Origin of the sequence: Achromobacter sp. Marseille-Q4962, assembly GCF_943737005.1 — a bacterium.
Lineage (GTDB): Bacteria > Pseudomonadota > Gammaproteobacteria > Burkholderiales > Burkholderiaceae_B > Achromobacter.
The window spans coordinates 134059-151476 of record NZ_CALSFU010000007.1 but is presented as its reverse complement, the minus strand read 5'-3'; the positions used below and the strand labels follow the sequence as shown (position 1 = coordinate 151476).

The 17418-nt window shown below is 71.6% G+C and carries 12 protein-coding genes and 1 other RNA gene; 10 read left to right on the top strand and 3 right to left on the bottom strand.

All coding sequences use genetic code 11. The features are described from left to right. The first annotated feature begins 128 nt into the window (after positions 1-128). The 10 genes from NGJ44_RS08115 (at position 129) to NGJ44_RS08070 (ending at position 14067) form a co-directional block, all read left to right on the top strand. Positions 129-2792, top strand: coding sequence for a PD-(D/E)XK nuclease family protein (locus NGJ44_RS08115; protein ID WP_251863628.1), 2664 nt, complete (start codon positions 129-131; stop codon positions 2790-2792). Then, a complete protein-coding gene (locus NGJ44_RS08110; protein WP_251863627.1) occupies positions 2793-6230 on the top strand; it encodes a UvrD-helicase domain-containing protein in 3438 nt (1145 codons plus the stop codon). It abuts the gene before it with no gap. Positions 6231-6535: 305 nt separating this feature from the next. Beyond that, an RNA gene (ffs, locus tag NGJ44_RS08105) (signal recognition particle sRNA small type) lies at positions 6536-6633 on the top strand. A 224-nt stretch (positions 6634-6857) separates the two neighbouring features. Then, positions 6858-8981 carry a DNA polymerase III subunit gamma/tau gene (locus NGJ44_RS08100; protein WP_251863626.1) on the top strand — a complete coding sequence of 708 codons (2124 nt, stop codon included), beginning with the start codon at positions 6858-6860 and terminating at the stop codon, positions 8979-8981. Between the two features lie 58 nt (positions 8982-9039). Next, positions 9040-9366: a YbaB/EbfC family nucleoid-associated protein gene (locus tag NGJ44_RS08095; RefSeq protein WP_251863625.1), complete on the top strand. Its 327-nt coding sequence runs from the start codon at positions 9040-9042 to the stop codon at positions 9364-9366. A gap of 37 nt (positions 9367-9403) precedes the next feature. Next, a complete protein-coding gene (gene recR / locus NGJ44_RS08090; protein WP_053246544.1) occupies positions 9404-10012 on the top strand; it encodes a recombination mediator RecR in 609 nt (202 codons plus the stop codon). 70 nt (positions 10013-10082) lie between these two features. After that, entirely contained in the window at positions 10083-11342 is a 1260-nt protein-coding gene (locus tag NGJ44_RS08085) for a CaiB/BaiF CoA transferase family protein (RefSeq protein ID WP_053246543.1), read from the top strand. 84 nt (positions 11343-11426) lie between these two features. Beyond that, positions 11427-12467 (top strand): ABC transporter substrate-binding protein, encoded by a 1041-nt coding sequence (locus tag NGJ44_RS08080; protein WP_251863624.1) that lies wholly within the window; start codon positions 11427-11429, stop codon positions 12465-12467. After that, positions 12460-13269 carry an ABC transporter ATP-binding protein gene (locus NGJ44_RS08075; RefSeq protein ID WP_053246542.1) on the top strand — a complete coding sequence of 270 codons (810 nt, stop codon included), beginning with the start codon at positions 12460-12462 and terminating at the stop codon, positions 13267-13269. The genes NGJ44_RS08080 and NGJ44_RS08075 overlap by 8 nt, the downstream gene beginning before the upstream one ends. A gap of 3 nt (positions 13270-13272) precedes the next feature. After that, a complete protein-coding gene (locus NGJ44_RS08070) occupies positions 13273-14067 on the top strand; it encodes an ABC transporter permease (protein WP_053246541.1) in 795 nt (264 codons plus the stop codon). A 43-nt stretch (positions 14068-14110) separates the two neighbouring features. On the opposite strand, the gene NGJ44_RS08065 is transcribed toward NGJ44_RS08070, so the two are convergent. From NGJ44_RS08065 to NGJ44_RS08055, 3 genes are read right to left on the bottom strand one after another with little or no spacing between them, the layout of a single operon-like run. Next, positions 14111-14773 (bottom strand): hypothetical protein, encoded by a 663-nt coding sequence (locus tag NGJ44_RS08065; RefSeq protein WP_251863623.1) that lies wholly within the window; start codon positions 14771-14773, stop codon positions 14111-14113. 11 nt (positions 14774-14784) lie between these two features. Continuing rightward, positions 14785-15150 carry a response regulator gene (locus tag NGJ44_RS08060; protein WP_251863622.1) on the bottom strand — a complete coding sequence of 122 codons (366 nt, stop codon included), beginning with the start codon at positions 15148-15150 and terminating at the stop codon, positions 14785-14787. Between the two features lie 15 nt (positions 15151-15165). Continuing rightward, positions 15166-17349, bottom strand: a complete 2184-nt coding sequence (locus tag NGJ44_RS08055; RefSeq protein WP_251863621.1) for an ATP-binding protein — start codon at positions 17347-17349, stop codon at positions 15166-15168. Positions 17350-17418: the final 69 nt, after the last annotated feature.

Sequence of the window (17418 nt, the reverse complement as noted above, 5' to 3'; positions counted from 1 at the left end):
GCGGCCGGGCGCCTACATGCTGGACGGCGCCGTGGCGCGGCATGCCGCCAGCCCGGGCGTCGCGGTATCCTACGCCGTTGTTCATCCATTCGAGTCATGGGCGGTCCGCGCCGCCGCCTCCGTGCCCCATGCAGGACGCTCCGCTTTCCCATCCCACGCTCACGCTGGCCGAGATCGGCGCGCTGCCGGCCGCGTCCACGCTCGTGCTCACGGTGAACAACCGGCTCTCGCGCCGGCTGATCCAGGACCTGGCCGCGCTGCTGCGCCAGGAGCGGCAGGTGAGCGAGCTGCCCCGCATCGCGCCGCTGTCGGCATGGCTGGCCGATGCCGCCAACGAACTGGCTTTCGAGGCGGATGGCGACGTGCCCGCCTACCGGCTGGACAGCTTCGCCACGCAGATGGTCTGGACCGACGCGATCCGCGAGGAAGAAGCGGGCCGCGTGCTGCTGGATGCCGGCCAGGCGGCGAAGCTCGCCATGGACGCGGACCAGCTCATGGACGAATGGGCGCTGGAGGTGCCCGCGGGCGCCCGGACGGACGAGTACCTGGGTTTTGCGCGCTGGCGCGAGCGCTACCGCACGCGGCTTGCCGAGCTGGACGCCGAAGACGCCAACCAGGGCTATGCGCGCGTGCTGCGCGCGCTGGAAGCGGGCCGGCTGGCCACGCCCGGCCATCTGGTGCTGGCGGGCTTCACCGAAATATCGCCGCGCTTCGCGCGCCTGCTGCGCGCGTTCGAGGCGGGCGGCGCCGCCATTGCGCAGTGGCGCGACGCGCTGCGCGCGCCCACGCTGCCTGGCCGTTACGAAGCGGCCGACGCCGGGGCGCAATGGCGGGCGGCCGCGGCCTGGGCCGCTCAGCAGTTGCGCGCCCATCCTTCGGGCCGCTATGCCATCGTCTCGCCCCAGCTGGAATCGGAATCGCCGTTCGCGCGCCGCGTGCTGAGCCAGGCGCTGGGCGATGGGCCCGAGGGCCCCGCGCTGCCGTTCAACGTGGCGGTGGGGCGTCCGCTGGACGAGTGGCCCTTGACGCGCGCGGCGCTGGCCTGGCTGCGTGCGCTGGCCGAGTGCGCGCCGGGCAGGGGCTGCGCGGCCGAGGTGCTGGGCGCGGCCCTGCTGGCCGGCCATTGCGCCGGGGACGTCAGCGGTCGCGCACGGCTGGCCGCGATCGACGCCCGCTGGCGGCGGCAGGGCCAGCTGCGCGTGAGCGCGGAGCACTGGCGCAAGCTGCTGGCCGATCTGCCCGCGCTGGCCCAGGGCTGGGAGCGGGCCATGGAGATCTGGACCCAGGGCGGCCGGCAGGCGAGCTGCGACGTCTGGATGCTGCGCATGAAGGCCGCGCTGTCGGCGCTGGGTTTTCCCGGCGAGGCGGCGCTGGACAGCGTGGGCTACCAGGTGCTGGGTGCGCTGGGCGAGGCGCTGGCCTCGTTCGCGGCGCTGGCGCCGGCGGCGGGCAAGCTGGGCGCCAGCGCCGCCGTGAACCTGCTGGCCAGCGTGGCCCGTTCGGCCTCGTTCCAGCCGCAGCGCGACCCGCTGGCGCGCCTGGACGTGCTGGGAATCCTGGAGGCCGAGGGCGGGAACTGGGACGGCGTGTGGATACTCGGCCTCACCGACGACGTGCTGCCGGCGTCGCCCAAGCCCAATCCCCTGCTGCCGCTGGCGGTGCTGCGGGCGGCCAACGCGCCGCGCGCCACGCCGGAGCGCGAGCGCGAATGGGCCGAGGGCATGTACGCCGCGCTGTGCCGCACCGCGCCGCGCATCGTCGTCAGCCATGCGCACATGGACGGCGAGCGCGAGCTGCGGCCGTCGCCGCTCATCGCGTCCCTGGCGCCCGTGGCCTGGGCGCCTCCAGCGGGGGCCGCTGCGACGGCGCTGCCGCAGGAATCGCTGGACGATTTCCAGGGGCCGCCGCTGTCGGCGGACGATCGCGGCGCGGGCGGGCTGGACGTGCTGGACACGCAGGCCCGCAACCCCTTGTGGGCCTTCGTGCGCCACCGGCTGGGCGGGCGCGAGCTGCCGCCCTACGCCGATGCGGCTTCGGTCAATGTGCGCGGCCAGTTCCTGCACAAGGCGCTGGAACTGGTGTGGGGCATGCTGCCCGGCCAGGAGGCGCTGCACGATGCCATGGCGGGCGGCAGGCTGGAGGCGCTGCTTGCGCAGGCCGTCGCGCAGGCGGCCGACACCGAGCTGCAGGGCTATGCGCCGGCGCTGCGCGAACTGGAATGCGAACGCGCGCGCCGTGTGCTGGCGGCCTGGCTCGACGTGGAGGCGCGCCGGCTGCCGTTCGAGGTAGCGCAGGTTGAAAAGAACCACCAGTGGCGGCGCGGCGCGCTGTCGCTCAAGCTGCGGCTGGACCGCATCGACGCGCTGGCCGACGGGCGCAGCGTGATCCTCGACTACAAGACCGGCGCCGCGCCCGCCAGGCCCGAGCCCGACTGGTCGCGCGCGCGGCCGGTCAATCTGCAACTGCCGTTCTACGCATCGGTGCTGGCCGAAACCGGCGGCAACGAGGTGGCCGGCCTGGTGCTGGCGCAGATCCACGCGCGGCAGGTGGCCGCGCAAGGGCTGGCCGACGAAGACCTGGGCGTGCCGGGCGTGGCCCTGGCCGCCGAAAGCCCGTATTTCGAGGGCCTGTCGTGGGACGAGATCCGCGGACGCTGGCGCGCCGCCATCGAGGCGCTGGCCGATGAATATGCGGCGGGTTTCGCCGCCAACGTCGCGTACCGCCGCGACGACCTGAAATACTGCGACGCGCTGCCTTTCCTGCGCCTGAACCTGGACGAAGAGGACGCCTGAATGCCCGATCGCGAACGCCTGCCCCGGGACCACGCCGCGCGCGCCCGCGCGCTCGATCCGGCGCGCTCGTTTCTGGTCCAGGCGCCCGCCGGTTCCGGCAAGACCGAACTGCTGACCGACCGCATCCTGGCGCTGCTGGCCACCGTCGGCCGGCCCGAGGAAATCGTTGCCATTACCTTTACCCGCAAGGCGGCCTCGGAAATGCACGCGCGCGTGCTGGGCAAGCTGCGCGCCGGCGCGCAGCCGCCGCCCGAGGCGCGGCACGAGCGGCGCAGCTGGGAGCTGGCGCGCGCCGCCCTGGCCCGCAACGACGAACTGGGCTGGCACCTGCTGGAGCATCCGGCGCGCCTGTCCATCCGCACCATCGACTCGTTCTGCGCGGGTCTGGTGCGCGGCATGCCCTGGCTCTCGGAGCTGGGCGGCATGCCCGACATCACCGACGACGCCCGCGCGCACTACGACGCGGCCGCCCGCGCCACGCTGGAGCTGGCCGACGAGTTCGCGGAGGTGCGCACGCTGCTCTCGCACATGGACGTGGACGTGCAGGCCGCGCGCGACGCCATCGCGCACATGCTCGGCCAGCGCGACCAGTGGCTGCCCCTGATCGCGCACGGTTCCGACCGCGATGCCATGGAAGCGGCGCTGGCCGACGCCATCGGCCACGACCTGCGGTCGCTGCGCGATGCCATGCCCCACGGCTGGGCCGGCGCCCTGTGCGGCCCGGCGCGCCTGGCCGCCGCCTGCCTGCTGGAGGCCGGCGGGGACCGCCGGCTCGAAGCCCTGCTCGACTGGACCGGAGCGCCGCCGGCCGAGGCCTGCGCGCTGGAGCAGTGGCGCGCCGTGTCGCATCTGCTGCTGACGGGTTCGGGCGCGCTGCGCAAGACGGTCAACAAGAACCTCGGCTTTCCGCCCAAGTGCGCGCACAAGGAGCCCTTCATGGCGTGGCTGGAGGCCGCCGATCCGGACGCGCCGTGGGTGCGCCGGTTGGCGGCGCTGCGCGATCTGCCCGATCCCTGCTTCAGCGACGCGCAATGGGAGGTGCTGCGGGCCCAGCTCACCACGCTCACCCTGGCCGCCGCGCAACTGCGGCTGCGCTTTGCCGAAACCGGCGAGGTGGATTTCATCGAGATTGCCCAGCGCGCCGGCGCGGCCCTGGGCAGCGCCGACGACCCGGGCGAGTTGCTGCTCAAGCTCGACGCCTCCATCCGGCACCTGCTCATCGACGAATTCCAGGACACGAGCCAGACGCAGATCGACCTGTTGCGCACGCTCACGTCCGGCTGGCAGCAGGGCGACGGCCGCAGCCTGTTCCTGGTGGGCGATCCCATGCAGTCGATCTACCGCTTCCGCAAGGCGGAAGTCGGGCTCTTCCTGGAAGTGGCCAGGCGCGGCGTGGGCGAACTGGAGCTGGAGTTCCTCAACCTCACCGACAACTTCCGTTCGCAGGCAGGGGTGGTGGAGTGGGTCAACCGATCCTTCAAGCAGTTGCTGCCCGCGGAAAACGACGCGGAAGCGGGCGCCATTTCCTACAGCCCGTCGGCGGCTTTCCACGGCGCGCTGCCGGGCGAGGCGGTGCGGTTCCATCCCGCCTGGGCGCGCGAGGGCGCGCCGCCGGCCGAAGAGCAGGCCGAGGAAATCGCCGTGCGGCTCGTGCGCGAGGCCCTGGCCGAGCACAAGGGCAGCAAGCATCCGGTGGCCATCCTGGTGAGGGCGCGCAGCCATCTGGGCAGCCTGACCCGACGCCTGGCCCAGGAAGGCATACGCTGCCGCGCCGTGGACCTGGTGCCCCTGGCGCTGCGGCCCGTGGTGGCCGACCTGGTGCAACTGGTGCGCGCCCTGTCGCATTCCGCCGACCGCCTGGCCTGGCTGTCGGTGCTGCGCGCCCCGTTCTGCGGCCTGACGCTGGAATCGCTGCAGCGCCTGTTCGGCCACGACCACCTCACGCCCGTGCCGGTGCTGATCGAGCGCGCGTTGCGCATGCCCGGGCCCGCGCTCGCGCCGGATGCCGGCCCCACGGGCCAGGGCAGGCTGTTCGGCGACGCGCCGGCCGAGGCGGAATCTCCGCTGGCCGAGACGCTGCTCGGCCCCGACGAATGCCGGCGCCTGCGCCAGGTTGCGGCGGTGCTGCTGGACCGCCGCAACGATTCGGGCGCGGTGCCTTTCGCGGCCTGGCTGGAATCCGTGTGGCGCCGGCTGGGCGGCCCCGCGCTCTATCCGGGCGCGTCCGTGGCCAACGACGCCGAAAGCCTGTTCCAGCTCGTCGAACGCCTGGCTCCGCACGGCGCCATCGACCCTGCCGCGCTGGACGCGGGCATCGCGCGGCTGTTCGCCGCGCCCGACGCGGCGGGCGAGGAGGGCGCGGTCGAGATCATGACCATGCACAAGTCCAAAGGACTGCAGTTCGAGACGGTCATCCTGTACGGCCTGCATCGTGCGCCGCAGGCCGACCGCGCGCCGCTGGTGCGGTTCGAGCACAGCGGCGACCGCGTGCTGATGGGCCCGGTCAAGGCGCGCGCCGACGCCGAGGCCGACCCCATCTCCAAGTACCTGGGCGCGCGCGAGGCGCGCCGGGCGTCCTATGAAGTGGACCGCCTGCTGTATGTGGCGGCCACGCGCGCGCGCCAGCGCCTGCACCTGGTGGGGCACGTGACGCTGGACGCCGACAGCGGCCAGCCCAAACCGCCCGCCGCCGCCAGCCTGCTGGGCCGGCTCTGGCCCTGCCTGGACATTCCCGCGCCTCCGCCCGCGCCGGAAGTTCCGGCCGAAATCGCGCCCAGCGGGCCGGAATGGCAGGGAGAGCCGCTGCGGCGTCTCAGCGCCCAGGGCCTGGCCGAGCTGGCCGTGGCCGGCGGCGGCGCGCCCAACCCCGGCTTCTCCGCGCCGCCGCGCGGCGGCTGGGAAAGCGCCGAACATCCGGCCTGGCAGCTCGACGCCGGCCATGACGCCGCCATCGGCACCCTGGCCCACGCCTGGCTGGCCCGCATCGGCCAGGACGGCGCGCACGCCTGGACCGCCGACGCCCTGGCCGCCCGCCTGCCCGCCATGCGCCGCCAGCTCACCCGCGCCGGCATCCCCGCCAGCCATGCCGACGAGGCCGCCGCCGCCGTTCTCGAGACGCTCCAGGCCACCCTCGCCGACGAGCGCGGCCGGTGGCTGCTGTCCCAATCCGGCGCGCGCCGCGAATGGCCCCTCATCGACGCCGCCGGCCGCGTGTCCGTCATCGACCTCGCCCTCAGCACCGAAGACGGCTGGCTCATCGTCGACTACAAGACCGGCGCGCCCCACCCCGGAGAATCCCCCGCCGCCTTCGCCCACCGCATGCGCCAACGCCACGCCGAACAGCTCCAGCGCTACTGCGCCCAAGTCACCGCCCTGGACCACCGCCCCGCCCGCGCCGCCCTCTACTTCCCCCGCGCCCGCGCCTGGATTGATTTGTAAAAAGCGGCGGACAGCCTGGCCCCGAAAGAGAAGAGGAAGAGAACCCCCGCGAGGCGAAGCGCATCGAGCCCGCCCGGCCCAGCGCAGCGAAGGCCGCCCCCGCCGGGCGCAGCCAAGGCATGCGCCAAAGAAAGGGAAACCCCGCGAGGCGAAGCGCAGCGAGCCCGCCCGGCCCAGCGCAGCGAAGGCCGCCCCCCTCCTCCCCGGGAGGAGGGCCGGGGAGGAGGCCCACACCTCGCCCCCCGGGGCCCGCCGAATGGAATTCTAGCGAGCGCGCGAAGCGCAGCTCTGCTAGAATTCCATTCGGCGGGCCCCTTCGCATGGTTCGGCGGTGAACCTGGTCAGGTCGGGAACGAAGCAGCCATAGTCGTTTAGAGTCAGTGCCGGAGTAAGGCTCGCCATCCGGATTTCATTCAAGCCAGCGCAATACCCGCCGGCTCAGATCTTCCCCAAGGGACGGGGCGCTACATTCCAGAGCAGGAAAAGCGCCCCGTCCCTTTTGCATTGGCCGCGCCGGCTCCAAGACCCGGCGGTCCGGCAAGGGGAGATCGGGCCGCGGCGCGGCATCCGTCCGCTCCGCGCGCCGCGTTTCGAACCGGCGCGTCAAACAGGCTCTACAATCCAGCCATGACTTATCTGGTACTGGCCCGCAAGTGGCGGCCGCGATCGTTCGATACCCTCGTGGGACAGGATCACGTGGTGCGCGCGCTCACGCACGCGCTCGACACCCAGCGCCTGCACCATGCGTGGCTGTTCACCGGCACGCGCGGCGTGGGCAAGACCACCTTGTCGCGCATCCTGGCCAAGTCGCTCAACTGCGAAACCGGCATCACGTCCAAGCCCTGTGGCGTCTGCCAGGCCTGCACCGAGATCGACGCGGGCCGCTTCGTGGACTATCTCGAACTGGACGCGGCCTCCAACCGCGGCGTCGAGGAAATGACGCAGCTGCTCGAACAGGCCGTCTACGCGCCGGGCGCGGGGCGCTTCAAGGTCTACATGATCGACGAAGTCCACATGCTCACCGGGCACGCTTTCAACGCAATGCTCAAGACGCTGGAGGAGCCGCCGCCGCACGTCAAGTTCATCCTGGCCACCACCGATCCGCAGAAGATTCCCGTGACGGTGCTGTCGCGCTGCCTGCAGTTCAATCTGAAGCAGATGCCGCCCGACGCCATCGTGGGGCACCTGCAGGCGGTGCTGGGAGAGGAGGGCATCGGCTTCGAGCTGCCGGCGCTGCGCCTCATCGGCCAGGCCGCGGCGGGGTCGATGCGCGACGCCCTGTCGCTTACCGACCAGGCCATCGCCTACAGCGCGGGCAACCTCACGGACGAAGCCGTGCGCGGCATGCTGGGCACCATAGACCAGCGGCACCTGGTGCGCCTGCTGGACGCGCTCTCGGGCAACGACGCTAAGGGCGTGCTGGCCGTGGCCGACGAACTGGCGGTTCGCGGCCTGTCGTACGCGGGCGCGCTGGCCGACCTGGCCGTGCTGCTGTCGCGCGTAGCCATCGAGCAGCGCGTGCGCGGCGCCGTGCCGCCCGAAGATCCGCTGGCCGCGGACATCGCCCGCCTGGCGCAGTCCCTGCATCCCGACGCCGTCCAGCTTTTCTATTCCGTTGCGGTGCACAGCCGCGGCGAGTTGACGCTGGCGCCCGACGAATACGCGGGCTTCGTCATGGCCTGCCTGCGCATGCTGGCGCTCAACGGCGATGCCGGCCCGCAGACGGCGCTGGAAGCGCCTGCCGCGCCGGCGCGCCAAACCGCCGACGAAACCGCCGCGGCCGCGGCCCAGCCGGCCCGACCCGCCGTTGCCGCCCAGGCGCCTGTTGCTCAACCCGTCTCCCCGCCCTCCGACGCCGCGCCCCGCCCGGCCGAATCCGAACCGTCCGGCGCTGCTGTCGCCTCGGAACCGGCTCCGCCGGCCGCTTCCGCTGCGCCCGGGCGCATGGCCGCCAGGCCGGAGGCGGCCGCGCCGGCCACGCCTCAGCCGGCCGCGCCTCAGCCGGCCGCGCCTCAGCCGGCCGCGCCCGACATCCCGCCATGGGAAGATGCGCCGCGGGCAGCCGCACCCGCCCCCGCGTCCGAACCGCCGGCCGCGGCTGCGCCTTCCGCGCCGGCGACGCCGGCGATGGTCGCCTCCGCGCCGGACGGCGACGACGGGCCGCCCGCCTGGGTCGACGAGGAAATTCCCGATGAGGCCGAGGGCGGCTATGTGCCCGACAGCGGCTTTTTCTCCGACCCCGACGACGATTTCGAAACCCTGGCCGCCGCGCCCGCGCCGTCTTCCAGCGCGCCGGCGGCGCGCCGCCGCGAGCCGGCCGCCGCGCCGCGCCGCCGTGGCGCGCGCTCCGCGCTGGCCGACATGACGCCGGCCGCCTGGCCCGAACTCGCGGCGCGCCTGCCGGTTACCGGCCTGGCGGCCGAGCTGGCCCGCCAGAGCGAATGGGCGGGCCTGCAGGGCGACACCATCGTGCTGCGCGTCGCGGTCAAGACGCTGGCCGAGAGCGAGAGCCGGGTTCGCCTGCAGACCGTGCTGTGCGAGCATTTCGGCCAAAGCGTGCGGCTGGACGTGGACGTGGGCGCCACCGGCGAGGCCACCGCGCACGCGGTGGCCCAGGCCGAGCGCGCCGCGCGCCAGCAGGCGGCCGAAGAGGCCGTGGCCGCCGATCCCTTCGTCCAGGCCCTGGTGGCCGATTTCGGCGGCCGGGTCGTGCCCGGCTCCGTCCGCCACGTCGATCCTCCCGCCGCCTGAGCGCGGCTTGCCGCCTATACCCGAATTCACACTCTCCCTTCACGAGGAAGCACCCATCATGATGAAAGGACAACTCGCCGGCCTGATGCGCCAGGCCCAGCAGATGCAGGAAAACATGAAGAAGGCGCAGGACGCGCTGGCCGAGATCCTGGTCGAGGGCGCCTCGGGCGGCGGCCTGGTCAAGGTCACCATGACCTGCCGCCACGACGTCAAGCGCGTGGCCATCGACCCGTCCCTGCTGGGCGACGACAAGGACATGCTCGAAGACCTGGTGGCGGCCGCCTTCAACGACGCCCTGCGCAAGGCCGAAGCCACGGCCCAGGAGAAGATGGTGTCGGTGACCGCCGGCATGCCGCTGCCTCCCGGCATGAAGTTCCCGTTCTGACACCGTTCCGCCGGCGCCCGCCTTTTCCCACCGCTCCATGGACGCACAGCTGCCCGAACCCGAACCGCTGGTTTCGCTGATCGAGGCCCTCAGGCGCCTGCCCGGCGTCGGGGCGCGTTCGGCCCGGCGCATGGCCTACCACCTGCTCCAGCACGACCTGCAGGGCGCCGACATGCTCGGGCGCGCGCTGGCCGGCGCCGTGCGCAACCTGCGGCATTGCGCCCGCTGCAACGGCTTCACCGAAGAAGAGATCTGCGCCACCTGCGCCAATCCCAAGCGCGACGCCACCCAGCTCTGCATCGTGGAAACGCCGGCCGACCAGAACATGATCGAGTCCAGCCACGGCTACCGCGGCCTGTACTACGTGCTGATGGGCCGCGTGGCGCCGCTGGAGGGCATCGGTCCGCGCGAGCTGGATTTCGAGCGCGTGATCCGGCGCGCCACCGACGGCGTGGTGCAGGAGGTCATCCTGGCCACCAGCTTCACCGCCGAGGGCGAAACCACCGCCCATTTCCTGGGCGAGGCGCTGGCCGAGCGCGGCTTGCGCGTCACGCGCCTGGCGCGCGGCGTGCCGGCCGGCAGCGAACTCGAATACGTGGACGCGGGCACCATCGCCTGGGCCCTGATGGAACGCCGCAGCACCTAGGGGCGACACGCCCTGGCAGGGCCGCGGCAACGCACCGCGCCCGAATCCGACAAAGAGAGGAAGACAAGCAATGTCAGCGCTGACTGGCCTGAAAGTCCTGGAACTGGGCACGCTCATCGCGGGCCCCTTCGCCGCGCGCATCTTCGGCGAGTTCGGCGCCGACGTCATCAAGGTCGAAACCCCGCACGGCCCCGACGGCAAGGGCGGCGGCGACCCCATCCGCAGCTGGCGCCACCTGCACGAAGGCAATTCCCTGTGGTGGACCGTGCAGGCCCGCAACAAACGCTCCATCGCCCTCAACCTCAAGGATCCGCGCGCCCGGGAGATCGCGCGCCGGCTGGCCCTGGAGGCCGATGTGGTGGTCGAGAACTACCGGCCCGGCGTGCTGGAGAAGTGGGGGCTGGGCTACGAACAGCTCCGCGCCGTCAACCCCGCGCTCATCATGGTGCGCCTGTCGGGCTACGGACAGACCGGGCCCATGAAAGACCAGCCGGGCTTCGGCGCCATCGGCGAATCCATGGGCGGCCTGCGCTACGTCTCGGGCCATCCCGACCGCCCGCCGCTGCGGGTGGGCATTTCCATCGGCGATTCCATCGCGGCGCTGCATGGCGTGATCGGCGCCATGATGGCGCTGCGGCACCGCGACGCCACCGGCGGGCGGTGGAACGGCAAGACCGGCGAGGAATGCCGGGCCGGCCAGGGCCAGATGGTGGACGTGGCGCTGTACGAGGCGGTGTTCAACCTCATGGAAAGCCTGGTGCCGGAATACGACGTGGCGGGCGTGGTGCGCGAGCGCACCGGCGGCGCGCTGCCCGGCATCGTGCCGTCCAACACCTACACCACGCGCGACGGGCAGAACATCGTCATCGCCGGCAACGGCGACGCGATCTTCCACCGGCTGATGCGCGCCATCGGCCGCGACGACCTGGCCGAAGACCCCGAGCTGGTGCGCAACGACGGCCGCGCCCGGCGGGTGGAGGAGATCGACGGCGCCATCCAGCAATGGTGCGGCGGGCGCGGCATCGACGAGGCGCTGGCCGCGCTCAAGCAGGCCGACGTGCCGGTGGGCAAGATCTACAGCGTGGCCGACATGTTCTCCGATCCGCAGTTCCTCGCGCGCCGCATGATCGAGCAGCATCATTTCGCCGACGGCTCGCCCGTGAAGCTGCCGGCGGTGGTGCCCAAATTGTCCGAAACGCCAGGCGGCACGCGCTGGATCGGCCCCCGCTTAGGGGAACATACCGAGGAAGTCCTGAAATCGCTGGGGTATGATGCAGCGGCTATCGACGAGCTGGCCCAGACCGGCGCCATCGGTAGGCCCGTCGGCTGAAACGCCGCTTGCCCGGCGCCGGGGCGGCAACGGCCCCGCCGACCAGATTCGCCGCGCCGCGCGCGGCTACCAAGGAGACGACAGATGTCATTTACCCGCCGTGAAGTGCTCAAGATGGCCGGCGCAGCCGGCGTCATGGGCATGGCTCCCGCCATCGTGCGCGCCCAGAAGCTGGAAAAGACCAAGGTCCAGATCGCCGTGGGCGGCAAGGCGCTCATCTACTACCTGCCGCTGACCATCGCCGAAGTGCGCGGCTATTTCAAGGACGAGGGCCTGGACGTCAGCATCGCCGACTTCGCCGGCGGCTCCAAGGCCCTGCAGGCCGTGGTCGGCGGCAGCGCCGACGTGGTGTCGGGCGCCTTCGAGCACACCCTGGCCATGCAGGCCAAGGGCCAGGCCTACCGCGCCTTCGTGCTGCAAGGCCGCGCGCCCATGATCGGCGTGGGCGTGTCCAAGAAGAACATGCCCGGCTACAAGGGCCCGGCCGACCTGAAAGGCAAGAAAATCGGCGTCACCGCGCCGGGCTCCTCCACCAACATGGTGGTGAGCTTCTTCTTGGCCAAGCACGGCCTGAAGGCTTCCGACGTGTCCATCATCGGCGTGGGCGCGGGCGCCGGCGCCGTGACGGCGCTGCGCAGCGGCCAGATCGACGCCATCTCCAACACGGACCCCGTGGTGTCCATGCTGGAAATGCCGGGCGACATCCAGGTCATCGTGGACACGCGCACGCTCAAGGACACGCAGGACATCTTCGGCGGCAACATGCCGGCGGGCTGCCTCTATGCGCCGCAGTCCTTCGTCGAGGCCAATCCCAACACGGTGCAGGCCCTCACCAACGCCATGGTGCGCGCCGACAAGTGGATCCAGAAGGCCGGCGCCGAGGAAATCGCCAAGGTCGTGCCGCAGAACTACCTGCTGGGCGACCCGGCGGTGTACAAGACCGCCATCTCCAAGAGCATGGAAGGCCTGTCGCCCGACGGCATCATTCCCGAGGACGGCGCGGCCACGGCGCTCAAGGCCCTGGCGGCTTTCACGCCCGGCTTCGACGCTTCCAAGATCGACGCCGCCAAGGTCTGGACCAACGAATTCGCGCGCCGCGCCAACGAGAAGTATCCCAATGGCTGAAGCCGCACTGTCGCTGGAAAACATTACCTGCACCTTTGTCTCTCGCGATGACCGCAGCCAGCGCTATACCGCGGTCCACGACACCACCCTGGCGATCGCCCCTGGCGAATTCGTCTCGGTGGTGGGCCCCACCGGCTGCGGCAAGTCCACCCTGCTCAACGTCAGCGCCGGCCTGCTCCAGCCCTCCTCGGGGCTGGTGCGGGTATTCGGCGAGCCGCTCAGCAGCATCAACGCGCGCGCCGGCTACATGTTCCAGGGCGAGGCGCTGCTGCCCTGGCGCAGCGCCCTGGACAACGTCATCGCCGGCCTGGAGTTCGCCGGCGTGGCGCGCGCCGAGGCGCTGGAGCGCGGCCGCGACTGGCTGCGCCGCGTGGGGCTGGGCGGCTTCGAGAACCGCTATCCGCACCAGATGTCCGGCGGCATGCGCAAGCGCGCCATGCTGGCCCAGACGCTGATCCGCGATCCCGACATCATCCTGATGGACGAGCCGTTTTCGGCGCTGGACATCCAGACGCGCCAGCTCATGGAAAACGAGGTGCTCGACCTCTGGATGGCCAAGCGCAAGGCGGTGCTGTTCATCACCCATGACCTGGACGAGGCCATCGCCATGAGCGACCGCGTGGTCGTGCTCTCGGCCGGCCCCGGCACCCATCCCATCGGGGAGTTCCATATCGACCTGCCGCGTCCGCGCGACGTGGCCGAAGTGCGCACCCATCCGCGTTTCGTGGAGCTGCATGCCGCCATCTGGGCGGTGCTGCGCGAAGAGGTGCTCAAAGGCTATGCCCAACAGAAGCGAGTCTGATTCATGCTGAAATCGATCAAAACCGGCTCCGCCAGCCTGCGCTTCTGGCAACTCCTGCTGTTGGTGGTCATCCTGGGCGTCTGGCACGTGGCTTCCAAGGATCCCAAGGTCGCGTTCTTTTTCGGGCAGCCGCTGGAAGTCTGGGGGCGCATCTGGGCCTGGTTCGTCACCAGCCGCGACATCTACACCCACTTGTGGGTGACGCTCAGCGAGACGGTGCTGGCCTTCTTCATCGGCACCATCACCGGCCTGGGCTGCGGCCTCTGGCTGGGCCTGTCGCCGGGCGCCAGCGCGGTGCTCGATCCCTACATCAAGGCCGCCAACTCCATGCCGCGCGTCATCCTGGCGCCCATCTTCGGCATGTGGTTCGGCCTGGGCATCTGGTCCAAGGTCGCGCTGGCTGTCACGCTGGTGTTCTTCATCGTGTTCTTCAACGTGTACCAGGGCGTGCGCGAAGTCAGCCCCACGCTGCTGGACAACGCCCGCATGCTGGGCGCGCGCCGCCGCCAGCTCCTGCGCCACGTCTACCTGCCCTCGGCGACGAGCTGGGTGTTCTCCAGCCTGCATACGTCGGTGGGCCTGGCCTTCGTGGGCGCGGTGGTGGGCGAGTACCTGGGCTCGGCCAGCGGCGTGGGCTATCTCATCCTGCAGGCCGAAGGCACGTTCGACGTGAACACCGTGTTCGCCGGCATCGTGGTTCTGACCGCATTCGCGCTGGTGCTGGACTACATCGTCGGGCTGGGCGAAAAGCGCCTCATGAAGTGGCAGCCCCGCACGGGCGAAACCGAGAAGATCTAGCGGGGCGCGGCGTCCTGCCGCGCGGGGGCGGTCATGCGGCGTTCTACCGGCACAGCGGCAGGCGCAGCGTCCAGCCCGCCGCATCGCGCTTGAGCGTCGCGCCGCTCGCCGCCGCCAGCAGTTCCACGTCTTCCCGGCCGACGGCGGGCTCGCGCCGGTCGCCGCCGGCCCTGCAGGAGGCGCGCAGCAATCCGGCTGCCGGCGCGCTCAGCTCCAGCTCGGCGTCTTCGGGCAGCGATTGCAGCAGATGCAGCAGCCAGGCCAGCGCCATATAGCGCGAGGCGTACTCCGGAAGCTCGGCGTGCGCGGCGCCGCGGGGCCAGTCGATATGCTGGCGCGATAGCAGCTGGTGCGAACATAGCAGCTTGCGGCAATCTTCGAGCAGGCGCTCCATGGTGGTGCGCGCGCCCTGGTCGGCCAGCCATTGGTCCAGCCCGCGGATGACGGCGACGCTGTCTTCCAGCATGGACGACAGCTCGCCCGCCAGTCGCTGCGAGCGCTGGGCCACGGCCTCCGCGCTTGCGCCCTCGGGCGCCTGGCGCAGCATGGCGGCCGCCAGCGTGCCGTTGGACAGCGGCCCCAGGATCTCGTGGCGCAGCACCGGGAAGACCTGGCCCAGCACCTTGAACCGCGCGCCCTCGGCCGCCAGCAGGCGCAGGGATGCGTCTTCGCGGCGGGCGGTTGCGGGCGGCCGGGGGGCGCTCATGGCGATGGCATTCACGCCGGCGCGCGCAGCAGGGCGAGCAGCGCGTCCGGATCGGCCGGTTTTTCCAGCCAGCCGTCGAACAGGCCGGCCGCCTCGTCGCGCCGTTCCTGGCGGGACAGGCCGCTCAGCGCATAGATGCGCAGCGGCGCGCCGTTTTCGCGCAGGCGGCGCGCCAGTTCGTAGCCGTCCATGTCGGGCAGCAGAATGTCGGCGACCACGGCGTGCGGCGCGAAGTCGCCCACGGTTTCCAGCGCCTGGGCGGCCGTGCCCGCCCAACGGGCCTGCACGCCCGACAGGCCGAGGAATTCGGCCAGCAGCTCCGCGCTCACTTCGTTGTCGTCGACCAGCAGGACGCGCATGGGGGGCTCGGTTTCCAAGAATCGCTCCAGCAATCAGGCGCAGCCGCCGGCGGACTCGCCGCGCGGCAGGGTAACGGTAAAGGCCACCAGGCCGTCGCGGCACTCGACCTCCAGCGTTCCGCCGTGGTCGCGGACCACCTGGTCGGCAATGTACAGGCCCAGCCCCAGCCCGCTGCGGTTGCGCGACTGGCCCAGCGACTCCGGCTTGAAAGGCGTGAACAAGTGCGCCATCACCTCGTCGGGAATGGGGCCGCCATGGTTGACCACGCTCAGGCGCACGCCATCGTCCATGGCATGCGCCCGGACCCGGATGGGCTGGCGCGGCGCGCCGTGCTGGCGCGCGTTGCTCAGGAGATTGGTGACGACCTGCGCGATACGGTCGGTGTCGGCCATGAGCGTCAGGCCGGGCGCGATCTCGGGTTCGATGAGCAGGCCGGGATAGGCCTGCCGCTTTTCCTCGATGAGGCCGCGCAGCAGCTCGGTCAGGTCGCATGGCCGCTTCTCGATGCCCAGGCCCAGGCCGCCCTGCAGGCGCGACAGGTCCAGCACCTGCGAGATCAGGCGCTGCATGCGGCCGCTCGAATAGCGGATGCGCTCCCCCATGCGCGCGCCGCCGTCGGTGCGCGACAGCAGCGTGGCCGCCATGGATATGGATTGCAGCGGGTCGCGCAGATCGTGTCCCAGCATCGCGAGCAGCGCGGTGCGGGCCCGGTCCACGTCGGCGGCGCGGCTGGTGGCGATGTGCGACAGCTCGTCGCGCAGATTGTCGGCCGCGGCCAGCTCCTCGGGCAGCCATGGCGCGCAGGTATTGCGCACGCCTTCGCGCCAGGATTCGAAAGACCCGCCCGGCGTCGGGCGCGGGCCGGACGGCCCCGCGGCATGCGGCGGTTCGGGCGCGCTGCCCCAGGCGCCGGTGTCGAACCGTTCCTTGCGCAGCCAGATCAGCCAACCCTTGTTCATGGGATCGAACTTGCAGGCCAGCAGGCCGGCATAGGGCACCAGATCGGTCTGGAGCGCGGGATAGTCGCGCGCGATGCACGGCGTGTGCACCAGGCGCTGGCCGCTCTGGTCCAGCGCGCAGAGGATGCCCGCGAGTTCGCCGCGCGGGGCGATGCCGCCGAACACGGTGACGCTGTTGCCCCACAGGCAGAGCGCGGCATCGCAAGGCAGCAGCGAGGCCGGCGTTTCTGCGCCTTCGGCCAGCGCGTCGCGCACGTTCTCGGTGTTGGAGACGCGCTCCGCCAGCCTGCTCACCAGCCCGTCGGTGCGTTGCGAATACCGCGAGCGTTCGCGGCCCTCGATGGTTGCCAGCGACGCCGACAGCACCTGGGCCAGCGCCTCGCAGGCCAGGCGCGCGGGGTGCGGCAGGGCCCGCGGCTGGCGGTGGTGGCAGGCGATCATGCCCCACAGCCTCCCGTCTATCGCCAGCGACAGGCTCATCGATGCCCGCACGCCCATGTTGTCCATGTATTCCAGGTGCACCGGCGACACGCTGCGCAGGACGCAGAAGCTCATGTCCAGCGGCGGCGCGCCCGGCTCGCCGAGCACGCGCACGGGCTGGTATTGCGCGTCGTGGATCAGGCGCAGGATGTTGGCGGCGTAGCGCCGGCGGGCCTGCGCGGGAATGTCGCCGGCGGGGTAGCGCCGGCCCGTCCAGTCATCGAGCGCGGGGTTGCGCGCCTCCACGACGATTTCGCCGCTGTCGTCGGGATGGAAGCGGCAGGCCATGACCCGGTCGTAGCCGGTGGCGTGCCGGACTTCCCGCACCGCGCGTTCCAGCAGGCCGGCGACGTCCTGCTGATGCCGGATCCGTTCCAGGGCGCGGTAGATCGCGGCAGGTTCCACCGAGGCGGTGCACGGGCCGCGCGCTTCCAGTTCCACGGTCAGCAGGCCCTGCGCGTTGCGGTGGAAGATGGCGTCGTGGACGACGCCGCCGATCGCCAGCGTCACGGGGTCGAAGGGGGATTCTCCGTCCCGCAGGCTGCGCGCGAGCGCGTCTTCCAGGACGGGCGGCAGGGCCCCGGACGGGCAGGGCCGGCCGGGCGCGAGGCCGGCATCCAGCGCCCCGGCGGCGTTCTCGCTGGCGTAGCGCAACACGCCGTCGGCGTCGAACGCAAGCAGCAGGCCCCGAGGCTGGATCGCGCCCGGGATGTGGACGGGATCACGTTCACAATTGGCGAGCGTGACCGCGGGAGGAGAGGGGGTGGGCGCTGTCATTCTGGGAGAAGGAAGGCGGCGCTGTCTGATGTCATTATGTCAAAATTGTCAGCGTTCTTGTAAGAATGT

Bases quoted from the DNA above. Each gene is read 5' to 3' on its own strand.
- NGJ44_RS08115 (WP_251863628.1), top strand. From the start codon at position 129: ATGCAGGACGCTCCGCTTTCCCATCCCACGCTCACGCTGGCCGAGATC.
- NGJ44_RS08080 (WP_251863624.1), top strand. From the start codon at position 11,427: ATGTCATTTACCCGCCGTGAAGTGCTCAAGATGGCCGGCGCAGCCGGC.
- NGJ44_RS08110 (WP_251863627.1), top strand. From the start codon at position 2,793: ATGCCCGATCGCGAACGCCTGCCCCGGGACCACGCCGCGCGCGCCCGC.
- NGJ44_RS08095 (WP_251863625.1), top strand. From the start codon at position 9,040: ATGATGAAAGGACAACTCGCCGGCCTGATGCGCCAGGCCCAGCAGATG.
- NGJ44_RS08070 (WP_053246541.1), top strand. From the start codon at position 13,273: ATGCTGAAATCGATCAAAACCGGCTCCGCCAGCCTGCGCTTCTGGCAA.
- NGJ44_RS08055 (WP_251863621.1), bottom strand. From the start codon at position 17,349: ATGACAGCGCCCACCCCCTCTCCTCCCGCGGTCACGCTCGCCAATTGT.
- NGJ44_RS08065 (WP_251863623.1), bottom strand. From the start codon at position 14,773: ATGAGCGCCCCCCGGCCGCCCGCAACCGCCCGCCGCGAAGACGCATCC.
- NGJ44_RS08075 (WP_053246542.1), top strand. From the start codon at position 12,460: ATGGCTGAAGCCGCACTGTCGCTGGAAAACATTACCTGCACCTTTGTC.
- recR (WP_053246544.1), top strand. From the start codon at position 9,404: ATGGACGCACAGCTGCCCGAACCCGAACCGCTGGTTTCGCTGATCGAG.
- NGJ44_RS08100 (WP_251863626.1), top strand. From the start codon at position 6,858: ATGACTTATCTGGTACTGGCCCGCAAGTGGCGGCCGCGATCGTTCGAT.
- NGJ44_RS08085 (WP_053246543.1), top strand. From the start codon at position 10,083: ATGTCAGCGCTGACTGGCCTGAAAGTCCTGGAACTGGGCACGCTCATC.